The 15,047-nt window shown below is 66.2% G+C and carries 15 protein-coding genes; 5 read left to right on the forward strand and 10 right to left on the reverse strand.

The window, feature by feature from the left end; all coding sequences use genetic code 11:
• The first annotated feature begins 300 nt into the window (after positions 1-300).
• Positions 301-432, forward strand: a complete 132-nt coding sequence (locus tag MHA02_RS22875; protein ID WP_280178008.1) for a hypothetical protein — start codon at positions 301-303, stop codon at positions 430-432.
• 161 nt (positions 433-593) lie between these two features.
• Positions 594-1,418: a transglutaminase-like domain-containing protein gene (locus MHA02_RS19830; RefSeq protein WP_147081977.1), complete on the forward strand. Its 825-nt coding sequence runs from the start codon at positions 594-596 to the stop codon at positions 1,416-1,418.
• Between the two features lie 14 nt (positions 1,419-1,432).
• Here the strand turns inward: MHA02_RS19830 and MHA02_RS19835 are convergent, their stop codons facing one another.
• Positions 1,433-1,693 carry a hypothetical protein gene (locus MHA02_RS19835; RefSeq protein ID WP_238180442.1) on the reverse strand — a complete coding sequence of 87 codons (261 nt, stop codon included), beginning with the start codon at positions 1,691-1,693 and terminating at the stop codon, positions 1,433-1,435.
• Between the two features lie 229 nt (positions 1,694-1,922).
• Here MHA02_RS19835 and MHA02_RS19840 point away from each other — a divergent pair, with 229 nt between their 5' ends.
• Together MHA02_RS19840 and MHA02_RS19845 are read left to right on the forward strand one after the other, a co-directional pair.
• Positions 1,923-3,146, forward strand: a complete 1,224-nt coding sequence (locus MHA02_RS19840; protein ID WP_147081979.1) for a glycosyltransferase family 4 protein — start codon at positions 1,923-1,925, stop codon at positions 3,144-3,146.
• A 95-nt stretch (positions 3,147-3,241) separates the two neighbouring features.
• On the forward strand, positions 3,242-4,801 hold the full coding sequence (locus MHA02_RS19845) for an undecaprenyl-phosphate glucose phosphotransferase (RefSeq protein WP_147081981.1): 1,560 nt from the start codon (positions 3,242-3,244) through the stop codon (positions 4,799-4,801).
• A gap of 180 nt (positions 4,802-4,981) precedes the next feature.
• Here the strand turns inward: MHA02_RS19845 and lanM are convergent, their stop codons facing one another.
• From lanM to pedA1, 9 genes are all read right to left on the reverse strand, one after another.
• On the reverse strand, positions 4,982-5,392 hold the full coding sequence (gene lanM, locus MHA02_RS19850) for a lanmodulin LanM (RefSeq protein ID WP_147081983.1): 411 nt from the start codon (positions 5,390-5,392) through the stop codon (positions 4,982-4,984).
• 272 nt (positions 5,393-5,664) lie between these two features.
• Positions 5,665-8,223 carry a TonB-dependent receptor gene (locus MHA02_RS19855; RefSeq protein ID WP_174804694.1) on the reverse strand — a complete coding sequence of 853 codons (2,559 nt, stop codon included), beginning with the start codon at positions 8,221-8,223 and terminating at the stop codon, positions 5,665-5,667.
• A gap of 451 nt (positions 8,224-8,674) precedes the next feature.
• A complete protein-coding gene (locus MHA02_RS19860; RefSeq protein WP_147081986.1) occupies positions 8,675-9,301 on the reverse strand; it encodes a hypothetical protein in 627 nt (208 codons plus the stop codon).
• A gap of 20 nt (positions 9,302-9,321) precedes the next feature.
• The gene (pedC, locus tag MHA02_RS19865) at positions 9,322-10,221 is read right to left on the reverse strand and encodes a lanthanide ABC transporter permease protein PedC (RefSeq protein WP_147081988.1); all 900 of its coding nucleotides are present in this window, start codon (positions 10,219-10,221) and stop codon (positions 9,322-9,324) included.
• The gene (pedB, locus tag MHA02_RS19870) at positions 10,218-10,988 is read right to left on the reverse strand and encodes a lanthanide ABC transporter ATP-binding protein PedB/LutE (RefSeq protein WP_147081990.1); all 771 of its coding nucleotides are present in this window, start codon (positions 10,986-10,988) and stop codon (positions 10,218-10,220) included. Before pedB ends, pedC begins: the two co-directional genes overlap by 4 nt.
• Positions 10,985-11,224 carry a hypothetical protein gene (locus MHA02_RS19875; RefSeq protein ID WP_147082056.1) on the reverse strand — a complete coding sequence of 80 codons (240 nt, stop codon included), beginning with the start codon at positions 11,222-11,224 and terminating at the stop codon, positions 10,985-10,987. The genes pedB and MHA02_RS19875 overlap by 4 nt, the downstream gene beginning before the upstream one ends.
• Before the next feature lie 161 nt (positions 11,225-11,385).
• Positions 11,386-11,817, reverse strand: coding sequence for a cupredoxin domain-containing protein (locus tag MHA02_RS19880; RefSeq protein WP_147081992.1), 432 nt, complete (start codon positions 11,815-11,817; stop codon positions 11,386-11,388).
• 53 nt (positions 11,818-11,870) lie between these two features.
• A complete protein-coding gene (locus MHA02_RS19885) occupies positions 11,871-12,857 on the reverse strand; it encodes a YVTN family beta-propeller repeat protein (RefSeq protein ID WP_147081994.1) in 987 nt (328 codons plus the stop codon).
• Positions 12,858-12,992: 135 nt separating this feature from the next.
• A complete protein-coding gene (gene pedA1 / locus MHA02_RS19890) occupies positions 12,993-14,255 on the reverse strand; it encodes a lanthanide ABC transporter ABC transporter substrate-binding protein PedA1 (protein ID WP_147081995.1) in 1,263 nt (420 codons plus the stop codon).
• A 218-nt stretch (positions 14,256-14,473) separates the two neighbouring features.
• Between pedA1 and MHA02_RS19895 the strand changes: the two genes are divergently transcribed.
• Positions 14,474-15,013 carry a DUF3280 domain-containing protein gene (locus tag MHA02_RS19895; RefSeq protein WP_373318394.1) on the forward strand — a complete coding sequence of 180 codons (540 nt, stop codon included), beginning with the start codon at positions 14,474-14,476 and terminating at the stop codon, positions 15,011-15,013.
• The last annotated feature ends 34 nt before the right edge of the window (positions 15,014-15,047 follow it).

The raw sequence follows: 15,047 nt of genomic DNA on the forward strand, positions 1-15,047 counted from the left end.
AGCTAGCTTTCCCGCTGGAAGCGGGGCACTCTCGATCATCACCGGACGGACACCACAGGCTCCGGTGGCTGAGGGCCGCGTGTCCCCGCCTGCAGGAACCGGGCAGGCGCGTGGCTTTCCTCCTCTCCGCGTGATCACCGTCGCAGCGCGCCGGGCGGGTCTGCCGTTCGGAGGCCCCGTTGCTCCGTGTGGCGCGTGTTCCTGGAAGATTGGCCCTACGCTCGTCCCGAAGCGATCGGCGGCCGTTTTGGTCGCCGCGCATCGATATTCACGTCAACCGGACATTCGGGAGAGATCACCATGGCCACCGAAAAGCAGCGCGGAAGCCGCGAGACCAAGAAGCCGAAGAAGCCCGTCGTGAAGACCAATGCCGCCGCGCCTTCGACGAAGAACATCGTCAGCGACGCCGTGAAGGCCTCGGGCCGCAAGTAGCGGATCGGCTCGACGGGCGGCCGGACGGTGCGCGCGTCCGGCCGATCGATTGTCGTCTCGGGTCGACTGCCGTTTGCATGAACCCGCGATCGATGGGCGCTGGTGCGCGGCTTGCATCCATCGACTTGAATCCGATCGAAACATCACGTTGGAAAGAACGCATGCGTATTCTCGTCGGCTGTGAAATGACTTACGAATTCCAGTATCCGACGACCGTCATTGCGATGCTCAACGTCCATTCTTCGCGATTTTCGGACCTCGAACGTCCGGATTATCTGCTGACGATCCCGGCTGTACCGTTGGAGGGCTATCGCGACAGCTTCGGCAACTGGTGCATGCGCCTCGTCGCACCGGCCGGCCGGATGACGCTGAAGACCGATACGGTGGTGCGCGACCACAGCGAGAGCGACGCGCCGCCCGACACGAGCGCGACCGAAGCCGTCGCCTCGATGCTGCCGACGGACACGCTGATGTTCCTTCTCGGCAGCCGCTACTGCGAGACCGACCGGCTTTCGAACATCGCCTGGGATCTCTTCGGGCATCTGACGCCCGGCTGGTCGCGGGTGCAGGCGATCTGCGATTACGTCCACGACCGGATCACCTTCGGCTACGAGCACTCGCGGCCGACGCGCACCGCCGCGGAGGTGTTCGAGGAGCAGCGCGGCGTCTGCCGCGACTACGCGCACCTCGCCATCGCCTTCTGCCGCTGCCTGAACATCCCGGCGCGCTACTGCACCGGTTATGTCAGCGACATCGGCCTGCCGCTGCCGCATGCACCCGGGGATTTCGCGGCCTGGATGGAGGTGTTTCTCGGTGGGCGCTGGCACATGTTCGACCCGCGCAACAACAGCCCGCGCATCGGCCGCATCCTGATCGCCTACGGACGTGACGCCGCCGACGTGCCGCTGACGCTGACCTTCGGCCCGAACGCGCTGGTCGACTTCGTCGTGACGACGGAAGAGGCGCCCGACATCGGTCCGACCTGAGCCTGCGGCGGCCCTCACGGGTCGGGATCGTGGGCCGCTACGCCCGCGGCCCGTTGCAGGACGTCGGTGCCTCTCTGTGTCAGGAACCAGGCACCTGCCCCCTTGCGCTCGCGGTAGCGGCGGCGAAGCAGGTCGCGGGCGACGAGGGAGCGGACGGTGCGCCCTTCCCATGATCTCAGATGATCCAGCGAGCCCTCGCGGGCGACGCGCTTGAGCAGCGCCCGCTGCAGGGGCGTCAGCTGCCACCAGAATGTCTGCCCCGACCCTGCCTTCATCAGATTAGAATTAAACTAAATAAACTGTCACGGGCAACTGGGGGCCGGCGATTTCAACGGATCGAAACGGCGCGTGAACTTGTGTCCCTTGAGCGTTAGTTCGGCGCTTACCGTACTTCCGGAATCGTCGTCGGAGCCGGCCGGACACTGGGTATTTTAACCAACTCCGCACCGCTGGCGCCGCACAACCTTTCAGCCGGCCGATCGCCGTCCATGAGAGGGGCCTGCCGTGGTTGCGTCCGTCCATACGTCCGAAGCTGCCCATACGAATCGCATCCTGCACGTGTTTCGGGCACCGATCGGTGGTTTGTTTCGGCACGTGGTCGATCTCGCCCGGTTGCAGAGCGCGGCGGGTCACAAGGTCGGCCTCGTTTGCGATTCGAGCACGGGCGGGACGATGGCCGAACAGACGCTTCGGGAGCTGGCCCCCTGCCTGGCGCTCGGCGTGACGCGCATCCCGATGCGTCGAAACCCGCACCTCTCGGACCTGGCGGCCATGACCGTCGTGCGCGATGTCGCCGAGCGGGTGCGTGCCACCGTTCTGCACGGCCACGGCGCCAAGGGCGGCGTCTACGCGCGCTTGGCGCCCGTACGGGCCGATGACGCGATTCCGGCGCCGATCCGCGCCTACACCCCCCACGGCGGCAGCTACAATTGGCGGCCGGGCAGTCTGTTGCATCGGGCCTACATGGCGGCCGAAGGCTTCCTGGCCCGCCGCACCGACGTCTTCCTGTTCGAGAGCGAGTTCGTCGCCGCCCGTCACCGCACTTTCGTCGGTGAGCCGAAGTGCCAGATGCGCATCGTCCATAACGGGATCAGCGCGGCCGAGTTCGTGCCGATCGTCCCCGCGGAGGCGCAGCACGATCTCATCTATGTCGGAGAGCTGCGCGAGGCGAAGGGCATTCCCTGGCTGCTCGATGCGCTTGCCGCGCTGCACGCCGAGGGCCGCCCGCTGCGCCTTCTCATGGTCGGCTCCGGCCCCGATGTCGCGTCGCTCCAGGCCCAGGTGCAGAAGCTCGGCCTCGGGGACGCGGTGACCTTCGAGCCGCCCCAGCCGATCCGTCCCGTTCTCGCCCGCGGACGCCTGATGGTCGTGCCGTCGCTCGCGGAGTCGCTGCCCTACGTCGTGATCGAGGCGGCGGCGGCACGCCAGCCCCTCGTCGCGACCAATGTCGGCGGTATCCCGGAGATCTTCGGCACGAGCGCTTTCGACCTCGTTCCCCCGCGTGACGCGGTGGCGCTCGCCACGGCGATCGCCAAGGTCCTCGACATGGCGCCGGAGGCTCGCGATGCGCGGTTCGCGGAACTCAGCCTTTGGGTCCAGGCGCGCTTCTCGATGACGAAGATGGGCGCAGACGTGCTCTCCGGATACGCCGCCGCCATCGTCGCACGCGCAGTCGAAGCAGGATCGGTCCGGTCGGCGCCCATCGGGATTGCATCGAAATCGGCCTGATCGGACAGGCGGCCATTAAGGCTTCCGAGAGCCTCGACTGGCAAGAATGACCGGTCGGCGTGTGAAGTCTTCAAGCGCGAATCTGGGCGTCTGCGATGAGTGCTTTCGGGGTCCGTGATCTGCTCGACGTGGCCGGGGCGCCCGGTCGCCCCGAGCAGTCCCGTTTGCAGAATGCGGGCGAGCACATCGCGGGCCCGCCGGCCTCGGCGCAGCTGCCGGCGGAGGCGTTGGCGCCGGTGCTGAAGGGCCCTGCACTCACCCCTGTCGTGCTGTCGGGCTGCGTCCGGGGGCTCGAACTCGTCCTCCTGGCCGGTCTCGGCTTCGCCATCCACCGGATCGAACTCGCCGGCCTCGTGCCCCTCGGCTGGTCCTACATTGCGGCGATCGTCGCCATCGCCGGGCTCGCCGCCGGGTTCTTCCAGGTCAGCGGCTGCTATCGGATCAGCGCGTTCCGCAGCATCGCCAAGACCGCGGCCAAGCTCGCCGTCGGCTGGACGATGGCCTTCCTGATCGTCGCGACCGCCATGGTGCTCGCCAAGGTCGCCGACCACTACTCGCGGGTCTGGCTGGCGAGCTTCTATGCCGGCGGCCTCGGCCTGCTCGCGCTGGAGCGCATCGGCCTGTTCGTCTTCACCGGCGTGCAGATGCGGAAGGGGCTGTTCGACCGCCGCACCGCCATCGTCGGCGGCGGCGAGGCGGCGGAAGAGCTGATCCGCTCTCTCGAAGCCTCCGCGGACAGCGGCATCCGCATCGTCGGCGTGTTCGACGATCGCGGCGACATCCGCTCGAACGACGTCGTCGCCGGACACCCGAAACTCGGCAACGTCAGCGACCTCGTCGCCTATGCGCGGCGGGCGCGTATCGATCTCATCGTCTTCACGATCCCGATCTCGGCCGAGACCCGCATCCTGCAGATGCTGGCGAAGCTCTGGGTGCTGCCGATCGACATCCGGCTTTCGGCCCATGCGACCAAGCTGCGGCTGCGCCCGCGCGCCTATTCCTACCTCGGCGCCGTGCCGGTGCTGGATGTGTTCGACAAGCCGCTGGCCGATTGGGACGTCGTTCTCAAGAACGTCTTCGACAAGGTCGTCGCCGTGCTGGCGCTGATCGCACTCGCGCCGGTCATGCTCGCCGTCGCACTGGCGGTGAAGCTCGGCTCGAAGGGGCCGGTGCTGTTCAAGCAGAAGCGCCACGGCTTCAACAACGAGCTGATCGAGGTGTTCAAGTTCCGCTCGATGTATGTCGACCAAACTGACTTTGCCTGCGCCAAGCAGGTGACCAAGGGCGATCCGCGCGTCACGGCGGTCGGCCGCTTCATCCGCAAGAGCTCCCTCGACGAACTGCCGCAGCTCTTCAACGTGCTGAAGGGCAATCTCTCGCTCGTCGGCCCGCGCCCGCATGCGCTTCAGGCCAAGGCGGCCAACACCCTCTACGATCAGGTCGTCGACGGCTATTTCGCCCGCCACAAGGTCAAGCCCGGTATCACCGGCTGGGCGCAGATCAACGGCTGGCGCGGCGAGACCGATACCTCGGAGAAGCTGCAGCGCCGCGTCGAGCACGATCTCTACTACATCGAGAACTGGTCGATCCTGTTCGACCTCCAGATCCTGGCGACGACGCCGTTCGCGCTGTTCAAGACCGAGAACGCGTACTGAGGCGGGAAGCGCGGGACCTGCCGCCCCGCGCGGTGGTCCGGTCCGGCGACGGGTTGCGGCACAAACAGAAGGGGCGCGGATCTCACGATCCACGCCTCTTCTTCCGTTCTAACGGGGGAAACGTCCGACGCCTTGTGGCGTCGGTGCTCTATGGGACGATCCCCGACCGCTGCGAACGGTTCAGCGGATGACCTGAACCAGGGCCGAGCCGGCGGGGCTCATGAGCTCCTTGGCGTCGATGGTGCCGTCGTTGTCCGGGTCGGCGGCCTTGAACAGGCCGAGGGCGAGGGCGACGTATTCCTTCTTGTCGAGGGTGCCGTCGCCGTCCGGATCGGCCTTCTTGATGTCCGCTGCGGTCATGCGGCCCTCGAGCTCCTTGGCGTCGACGGTGCCGTCATTGTCCTTCTCGAGCTTGGCGAAGGCGGCGGTGGCGGCGGCCTCGACTTCCTTGGCGTCGATGGTGCCGTCCTTGTCCGGATCGAAGGCGGCGATGTCGATCTTGGTCATGGACGGGGCGGCCACGACGGGGGCCGCGATGCCGGCGCCGATGACGGCAGCGAGGAGAGCTGCACTGGTGAGCTTGAATGCCATCTGTCTGTCACTCCTGGGTGGTTCGGTGGGCGACGTCGCCCTGCACGAAAGAACCGGCCGCCGGATCGCGCCGCGGCAGAAAGCTGCTGCGCGGCGACCCATGGCCTAGCCAGGATTGCGTAACCCGCCCGGGATGATCTGGCAATAGGGTCTAGGGAATTCCGGGCCTTATCCTGGGTGCGAGAGACTTTTTCGGGTCAACGGTGTAGGCCGAAACGCAAGGCGGCGCGGCTCCGGGGAGCCGCGCCGCTGTCTCGATCGTGCCGTCCGCGTCAGTATTTGCGGATGATCGGCTCCTGCATCGGAGGCGCTGCGTCGCCGAAGGAGTAGCGCAGTCCGCCATAGATCGAGAGCGGCTGTGCCAGCGTCGTCGTGCGAGGATCGTTCACGGGGTAGCGGTTGGCCACCAGACCGGTTTCGAAGAACGTTCCGAACGTCGCGTAGCGGTTGTTGGTCAGGTTCGTGACCAGGCCGAAGATCTGCAGGTTCGGCGTGACCTGGTAAGAGGTGTTCAAGCCAAGAACGTAGTAGGCCGGAAGCTTAGGCAGCTGATTGCCCTCGTCGCCGCGATAGTAGGCCGAGGAGAACGCCTGCAGATTCATGCCCACGCGCCAGCCTGGGAGGACCAGATAGTCGAAGCCGACCTTGAACTGGTGGTTCGGGATCAAGGGGATCTGGTTGCCCGGGCGCACGATGATCGGGTCGTCGCCGCCGTTCGTCAGCGGATTGTTGGGCGACGAGAGCTCGCCGTTGAACTGAAACGTCGGGTTGATCAATGCGTAGTTCGCATAGATCGAGACATCGCCGCGGGTGTACTCGGCACCGACCTCGATGCCTTCGCGCCGCGTCGCCGCAACGTTGACGAAATAGCCGCGGGCAGCGTTACCCGGCGTCGAGAGCTGAAGAATGTCGTTCGCCAGATCGTTGCGGAAGGCGCCGATCTTGTAGCTCAGCAGACCGCCGTCATAGAAGTTCGGGATCGAGCCACGGAAGCCGACCTCGTAATTCTGCGCGGTGACCTGCTTGAGCGGCGGGTCGGCCACGAGGGAGTTCGGCAGCAGGCACGGCCTGTCGGGATTGGCGCAGGCCAGTTCGAGCGGGGTCGGGGCGCGGTTCGACTCGGAGTAGCCGCCGTAGAGCGAGAGCGTCGGCGTGAAGCGATAGGTCAGGCCGGCAACCGGGTTGATCTTGGTGAAGTAGTGGGTGCCGTTGACGTCCGGGGAAAAGCCGGTCTGGTCCGTCGTCGTGACGCGGGCGAAGTTCAGGCGCGCGCCGGCCGTCAGCGAAAGGCTGTCGGTAATGTCGAACGTGTCGGTCGCGTAGAGGCCCATGTAGAGGTTCGAGCCGATCACCGAGCTCGGCGCGATGCCGAGCGCCGCCGCCGTGCGCAGCTGGGTCGTGCCGAGACCCGGGATGGTGCCGTAGAACGGATTGTTCGGATCGGTGGTGACCGATAGGTCCGGATTGATCACGCCGAGCGTGCTCGACGACTTGAACGAATAGTCGGCGACGTCGATGCTGCCGCCGACGACGAAGCTGTTGCCGAAGCCGAAGACGCGGTCGCGATTGGCCGCCTGGAGCGAGCCGCCGTAGCCGGTCGCCTCCGTTTTGGTCACGTCGAGCGTGCCGTATGGAACGCCGGGCGTGAAGGGAATACCAGGCGCATTGACGCCTTGTCCGAGGATCAGGAATTGGTCCCGGAACTGGCGCTGCGTCTGCCCCGGAGCGATCGCGAAGCCGTCATCTTCGAAGCAGAGCTTCCGTGGCGTGAAAAAGCTGCCCTGGCGATTGCAGCCCTCGAAGTTGCCGTCGTTGCCGTCGATGTATTGCTGGCTGAAGCGGCGGTAATAGGCGTTGCCGGCGAGATCCCAGGTCGGTGAGATGTCGACGCGGCCGGTAAGCTGGACGGTGCCCAGCTGCGTGGTCGTTGTCTGCGGATAGGTGAAGATCGCGCGCGGATCGATGTGGGTGAAGTCGGTCGGGGTCGCGGCGGCGGCGCCGAAGAAGGTACGGGCGAAGTTGCCGATAAGGTGGAATTCCGAATCCGGCGTGCGGTACCCGACATCGGAGTAGATCCGGCCGATCGTGCTGGGGCTCTCGAAGCGCCAGCCGCGATCGTTCAGGCCGTCGCCATTGAAGTAGAAGCTCCAGTCGCCGACCTGTTTGCCGTACTGGAGGCCGCCGGCGATGCGTGCGTCCGAGCCGCCGAGGGCGGTCACCTCGGTGCCCTGCCAGGTGAAGCCGTTCTTCATCTGGATGTTGACCGCGCCGCCCAGCGCGTTGAGGCCGAAGACCGGGTTCGAGGTGACGATGTCGATGCGCTGGATCGCCGAAGGCGGGATCAGGTCGAAGTTGACGGTGTCGCCGAAGGCTTCGTTGATGCGCACGCCGTTCTGGTAGACGGCGAGGCCCTGCGGCACGCCGGTCACCGGCGAGGCCTGGAAGCCGCGATAGTTGATGTCGACGCGGTTGTTGTTGCCCTGCGAGTCCGAGAGGTTCAGGCCGGGGGTGACGCGGGCGAGGGTCGCCACGGCGTTGAAGGTGCCGGTATCACGCTCGATCTGCGAGGCCGTGACCGACTCGACGGTGCTCGGGATCTTGTAGAGCGGCTGGGCGCCGCCGCGCAGGCGCGGCTCGGAGACCGTCGCCGAAGAGCCGCCGAGATCGGGGCCGGTGGACACCACACGGCCCCCGCCCCGTCCGACGCCGCTGACGCCGACCGGCGTCGTGGCAACCACGCTGATTTCCTCCAGCGTCGTCGATTCCTGCGCCCAGCCCGTTCCCGGCAACAACGCAACCGAAGCAATCAGGCTGCCCCGCAGCACCCGCATCGTCATTTTCCCCAGCCCTTGTCGTGTGGCGTCCCCGTTGACCGGGGTCTGCCAGGACATTCGACGGGTGGGGCAAGCTGGGCAATTGCCGGCGCGGCACAATCGCCCGCGCTATCAGCGTTTGATGAAAGTTGACCGGGCGCGTGGTGTTCCCGCAACAGATTTTTGATGCAAATTCAGAGGTTTAGGGAGTTATAGGCAGAAGTTTTGGGATAATGTGGTAAGATCCGATACCGCAATTGGTTCGAAGATTTTTTGGGATTATCGAGGCCTCTCGGTCGTGGTGTCTGCAGTCGATTTCAGGGAATCAATGCGGAAACACGACGTAATGCGCGCAGCAGTTAGAACGCGTTCGCAGACTCGACGGGCAGAACGAGCCGACATCGGCGGCTCGTCGCATGATGACTGACACGGATATCGGTCAAGTCCGGTCGGACCGCTCAACGACGCGCTAAAGCTTCGCCTGGATCTTCCGAGCGAGATCGCCGAGGCGCTGTTCCAACAGCGTCGGCACTTCACAGACATAGGTCACCGACTTGTTGCGCTCGTCGAAGATGCGGCGGTCCCAATTGAAGGCGGTTTCGAGGTCGGTGCCTTCCTTGGTCGCGACCTTGGTGGCATCTTCGGCCGGTCCGTCGCGGGTCTCGCTGACTTTGTCGGCCTCCTCGCGGATGCGCTTGGCGAGCCGTTGTTGCCCCTGCGCATAGCGGATGATGCCGCTGACCACGGTGTTGCGCTCACCGTTGATGACCTCGAACACGCCCGCGAAGACCCGTGTCAGGCGCTTGTCCTTCTCGTCCTTGTCTTTGATATCCTTGACGAAATCGTCGAGCAGGCCGTCGACCTCGCTCAGCTCCGTCCGCCGGGATGCCAGTTTGCGGGCCAGCTGTGCCGCCTCGCGGTCGTTGCCCCATTCGCCGACGGCCATCAGGTCGGGGCCGGTCCAAAACGAGCCGTAGCCCAGCGTCGGTACCTTGCGCTGGGCGCAGGGCCAATCGGGGTCCGGCTTCGGCTGCGCGAGAGCCGGCAGCGTCGCCAAAGCGAGACCGAAGGTGGCGGCGAGGAGAGGACGGAGCATAGATCGATCCACGTCTGGGCTCAGCTCGCCTCGCCTGCCGGTCCACCGCGCCGGGCCATGATGCCGCGGCCGGGATCGTAGGCGATGACGGCCATGGTGAAGAACACGAGGCCGGTTCCGATGACCACCGCGCAGGCGACGGGCTCGAACTTCGCGTAGAGGGCGAAGCGGACCAGCTCGACCGCGTGCGAGAACGGGTTGGCCTCGCAGATCCAGTAGAGCGTCTCGCTCGACTCCCGGATCCGCCAGAGCGGATATAGGGCGGAAGAGGCGAAGAACATCGGGAAGATCACGAAGTTCATGATGCTGGCGAAGTTCTCTAGCTGCTTCACCAGGGAGGACAGGAACAGCCCGATCGCGCCGAGCATCAGCCCGGCCGCAAGGAACGCCGGTAGCGCCGTTAGGTAGCCGAGCGGCGGGATGTCGGTTTCCCAAAACCAAGCCACGGCGAGGAAGGCGTAGGCCTGAACCACCGAGACCGAGACACCCGCGACGAGCTTGGCGAAGAGCAGCGTCCAGCGCGGATAGGGCGAGGTCAGCAGCACCTTCATCGAGCCCACCTCGCGGTCGTAGACCATCGAGAGCGAGGACTGCATGCCGTTGAAGAGCTGGATCATCACGGCGAGGCCGGGCACGACGTAGACCTCGTAGAGAACGTAGGTCTCGTAGGGCGGCACGATCGAGACACCGAGCGTGTTGCGGAAGCCCGCCGCGAAGATGAACAGCCAGACCAGCGGCCGCACCAGCGCCGAGAAGAACCGCTCCTTCTGATTGAAGAAGCGCAGCAGCTCGCGCCGGACGATGCCGCCGAGCGCCCGCAGGTAGCCGACGAAATCGAGCCGGCCCAGATGCGGCATCGGCCTGACGGCCTCGCCCGCAGGCGGGCTGCCGGCGACGGCTGGGTTCGAGGTGTTGCTCATGCGGCGACCTTCGGCGATGCGCCCTTGACGGGTTCGGCGACCAACCGGCGGAACGTTGCCTCCAGGGTCTCGCCCGCCGTTCCGATCTGGCCGGCGAGGCCGCGCGCGACGATCCGGCCCTTGTGCAGCACCACGACATCGTCCTCGGACGAGATCTCCTCGAAGATGTGGGTCGCCCACAGTACCGACAGCCCCTCCTCCCGCACCAGCGCGCGGACGATGCCGACGATGTCGGCGCGCGACTCGAGATCGAGCCCGACGGTGGGCTCGTCGAGGAGCAGCAGGCGCGGCTCGTGGATCAGCGAGCGGGCAATCTCGATGCGGCGCGACTGGCCGCCGGACAGCGTGCGGATCTTGTCGTTGCGCCGGTCGGCGAGGCCGACGCGGTTCAGGAGCACGTCGATGCGGTCTCGTGCGGCGCGGCGTGCGATGCCATGCAGGCTCGCATGGTAAAAGAGGTTCTGCGCGACGGTGAGATCGGTATCCAGCGTGCGCGCCTGGAAGACCACGCCGAGACGGGCGAGCGCGCGGGACGGCTCACGATCGAGGGGGTGGCCGAGAATCGAGACCCGGCCGTTCTGGTTGCTGTAGAGCCGCGTCACCACGGAGAAGAGCGTGGTCTTGCCGGCGCCGTTCGGTCCGAGCAGCGCGGTGAAGCGTCCGCGCCCGACCTGCAGCGACACGTTCGACAGCGCCGCGCGCTGGCCGAAATGGTGGCTGACGTCGGCGATGTCGAGGGCGGCGCCCTCACGCGGATCGGCGCTCATTTCAAGGCCCGCCTGGCGTCGCCGACGGCGTCGAGACACTCGTCGAACTCGCCCTCCTTCTGCTCGCGCTCGGCGACCTTCAGGGCCTTGCGGAGCTTGGCGAGGACGGGTTCTGCTGGGGCTTTCGCGATCTCGGATTGGATCATCGCGATGTCGGCCGCGCACTCGGACTTGTCGTCGGCGAGCGCCGGGTCGGCGACGAACAGCGCTGCCGAAACCAGCGCTCCAGCGAAAATCCTCTCCCGTCTGCGGGAGAGGATAGCCCGCGAAGCGGGTCGGGAGAGGGTTGCGACCTCTCCGGAACCGGCGCTCCCCTCTCCCGACCCTCGCTGACGCGAGGGCCACCCTCCCCCGCAAAGGGGGCAGGGGTTGGTGTCGAGCTTCGTCACCGTGCCCATCACTTCACCGAAATCGTGCCGGTAAGACCCTTGGCCTCCAGGCCTTGCGAATACCACTTGTACTCGCCCGGCTTGATCGCGACGAATTCGATGGCGATCTCGCCGGGATCGTCGAACTCCAGGTGATCCGGCGGGCCGCTGCCGTGGATTTCCTTGTGCTCGATGACGATCTGGTTGAACCAGATGTTGCGGAAGAACTCGGGCGCGTAGAACTTGTATTCCTGGTGCCCCTTGGCGACGATGCGCAGCCGATAGGCCTTGCCGGCCTCCAGCTCGATGTCCTTGTTCTCCACCACGAAGTCGTTGCCGTCCTCGTTGCCGAGCACGAGGTCCGGCAGGTTCTGGCGCTTCTTGGTGAGGTCGAGCGCCGTGGCCGGTGCGGCCAGGCAAAGCAACGCTCCGAACAGCGCGGCAAGTTTCAACGCCTTCATTCCGTTCCCTCCTGCCGCCGTTTGTCGGCGGTCCGATGCTTCGACGCGCTGAACTACTTCTTCGAGATGGCCACACCCCACGGGAGCAGCCCGGTCTGGATGCTCTTGATCACCTTCAACGACTCGACGTCGATCACCGAGACGTCGTTCGAGGTGCCATTGGTCGTGTAGAGCTGCTTCTCGTCCGGCGTGAAGGCGAGCTGCCAGACGCGTTGGCCGACCGGCAGATACTTTTCCACTTCGTAGGTCTTGGTGTTGACCACCGCGACGCGGTTGGCCGGCCCGAGCGCCACGAAGGCCTTCGAGCCGTCCTTGGTGATCCGAACGCCGACGGGCTGGATCTGCTCGTCGTTCACGCTCGGGATCTTGAAGGTGACCTTCTTGACGACCTTGCGGGTGGCGACGTCGATCACGGAGACCGTGCCGCCGACCTCCGCCGAAACCCACAGCATCTTGCCGTCGCTCGTGAACTCGGCGAAGCGCGGGCGCGCGTCGACCAGCACGTTGTCGATCACCTCGAAGGTCTTGGTGTCGATGAAGTGGGCCATGTTGGTGGTCTCGGAGGTGTTCACGAGAACCTTGCCGTCCGGCGACAGGCCCATGCCCTCCGGCTCCACGCCGACCGGGACCTCGGCCAGCACCTTATTCTTCTCGATGTCGAGGATGGTGACCTGGCTGTCGTCCTCGTTGGCGACGTAGAGCGGGTTGCCGCTGGCACCGAGGATGAACTGCTCCGGGTCGGGACCGGAGCGCAGCGAGCGCACGACCTTGCCGGTGGCGGTGTCGAGGACGTCGATGCGGTCGTCGTCGCTGGCGCAGACGAAGAGCTCCTTGTCGTCCTTCGAAAGCGTGATCCCGCGCGGGCGTCGTCCGACCTTCCAGGTGCCGGTGACGGTCATGGTTGCGGTGTCGATGACGGTGACCGAGTTGCCCTTCTCGTTCGACACGTAGGCGGTGAACGCCTCTGCGGCACCCGACAGCCCGAGCCAAATTCCGGCGAGCACCGCAACGCTCACGCTCGCCTTCAAGCGACCGCTCATCCGCATCCTCCCTGTCGCGCACGCTGTTTCGCGCATTCGCTCCGGCGATCTAGCGCATTTTCCCCGCAGGAACATTCGCCTTTGCCCAAGCCCGCTTGAAACATCAGCGTTTGATTGCCGCACGATGCGGCGTCTTCAGTTGAACTTGCAGGTCGTCTCGGGCTGGTCGACCCCCAGCGTGTCGAGCGGCGTGCGCTGGTGGATGAAGCCCTGTTCGGGCGCCACCGAGACCATCGCCTTCGGCTGAACGACGATGATCGGCTGGCGCAGCTGGTGGTCCCAGGGGCGGTAGCTCAGCGAGACGCCCTTGTAGGCCGGCAGGCTGAAGGCGGGATCGGTGAAATACGGAACGAGCGTCGCGGCGTCGGTGGTCTTCTTCTGCGTTCCGGCCTCCCCGACGGTGCGCACGCCCGCCCAAGCCTGGTAGTCGAGCGGGCGCATCAGGCGGCCCGTGAGGCGGCGGAAGCGGTTCTGCGCCTGGGCTGCCCCCCAGGTCTCCAGGGTCGGATGCCAAGTCGTCGCCACCAGCCCGGCCGTGCCGGCGACGGGCCGCGGGTCGACCGTGCGGTAGGGGACGTACTCGCCCCAATCCTGCTCCTCGTCGGCGACGACGGCGAGGTCGTAGTCGAGGCCGCGGGTGAACACCATCGCCTCGGCCCGCGTCGGCGTGTCGCCGCGCGCCTTCATCAGCGGGCCGAACGTCCAGGGCTTTTCGGCTGTGATCTTGAGCCCGAACTTCCTGGCCGAGTTCTTCATGGCCTCGGCGTAGGCCTTGTCCCGGTCACTCGGGCCGACAATGAGAAACACCTTCCGCCAGCGCATCAGCGTCATGTATTGCGCGATCGCGTCGGTCTGCATCGCGCGACTGGGAATGGTGTGGAAGACGTTGGCGCGGCAATCGGCCCCGCGCAGGGCGTCGTCCGGCGAGCCGGCGTTGAAGACTGCCGCGCCGTCGCCCTTGAGCGCGTCGGCGACGGCCAGCACCTCGGCGGCGGGCAGCGACACCACGAAGTACTTCACGCCCTTGGCCGCAAGTTCCTTGGCGGCGTCGACGGCACTCTTGCCCTCCTCCAGCGCGACCTCGTCGAGGGTGTAGGTCTGCTTGGTGAAGCGGCCGGTGGTGTTGTTGTCCTTCACCGCCATACGTGCGCCGGCGACGCCGAGGTCTTCCGGCTCGGCCTCGGCATCGTAGGAGGACGGCGCCGGGACCGGGCGGTAGAGGAACGCCACATGCGTCTCGCTGCCCGGCATCGCTGCGGGCGGCTGGGCATTCGGCGAACCGGGCGGCGGTTCGCCGGTCTCGGCTTTCGGCTCCTGGGCGGCCACCCCGGGCGGGCCGCCGAGACAGACGGCGAAAGCGAACGGAACGGCGAGGAGGCGAAGGTCGGAGAGAGGCATGCCGGCGGACGCTAACAACATCTCGGCCCTGCCCTCAACGGCTGATGCATAAGGATCTTCTAAGCTCTCAGCGCCGTGCTGCGCTTGCCGCATCGCGGCAATTTGAGCGCATTGGGCAGGGAGTCCCGACGGCCGGGAGTTGCCAAACCCTCCTCGCGCACAAGCTATTCGTCAGCGACGGCCCATTGTCTGCCGCCGCGTTCGACGAGACATCGCCCATGACCCAGCGCCCGATGCGCGTTCTCCGCCGCCTCGCACTTGCCTCCTCGGTGTTGGCACCCCTGCTGCCGGCGACCGTCATGGCCGAGGGCGGGCGGAAGGCGGCGATCTTTGCCGTAGAACTCGACGATCCCAGCCTGCCCTATGGCCGCAAGGCGCCTCCCGCCCAGCTGAAGCGCCTCGATCTCGCCACCGACGAGTTGCGCAAGCAACTGGTGGACAAGGGCGGCCTCGAACTCGTCGACCTCGCCGGACAGGCCGAGGAGATCAAGAAGCAGGCGCCGCTATTCAAGTGCAACGGATGCACCGGCGACATCGCCAAGGCGGCCGGCGCCGAGCTCATGGTGACGGGGGTTGCGGAGAAGGGCTCGGCACAGCTCTTCAACCTGACCGTGACGATTGCCGAGGCTGCGTCCGGAAGGATCGTGCGTCAGGGCCTCGTCGTGATAAGGGCCAACACCGACGACGACTGGATGCACGCCGTGCGCTCGGTCGTGAAGAACCGCCTCCTCGCCGAGCCGCTGCCGAACCGCTCCTGATCGGCGACCGGCGCCCCGCGATCACCGAGTCCCG

The organism is Methylobacterium haplocladii (assembly GCF_007992175.1).
Lineage (GTDB): Bacteria > Pseudomonadota > Alphaproteobacteria > Rhizobiales > Beijerinckiaceae > Methylobacterium > Methylobacterium haplocladii.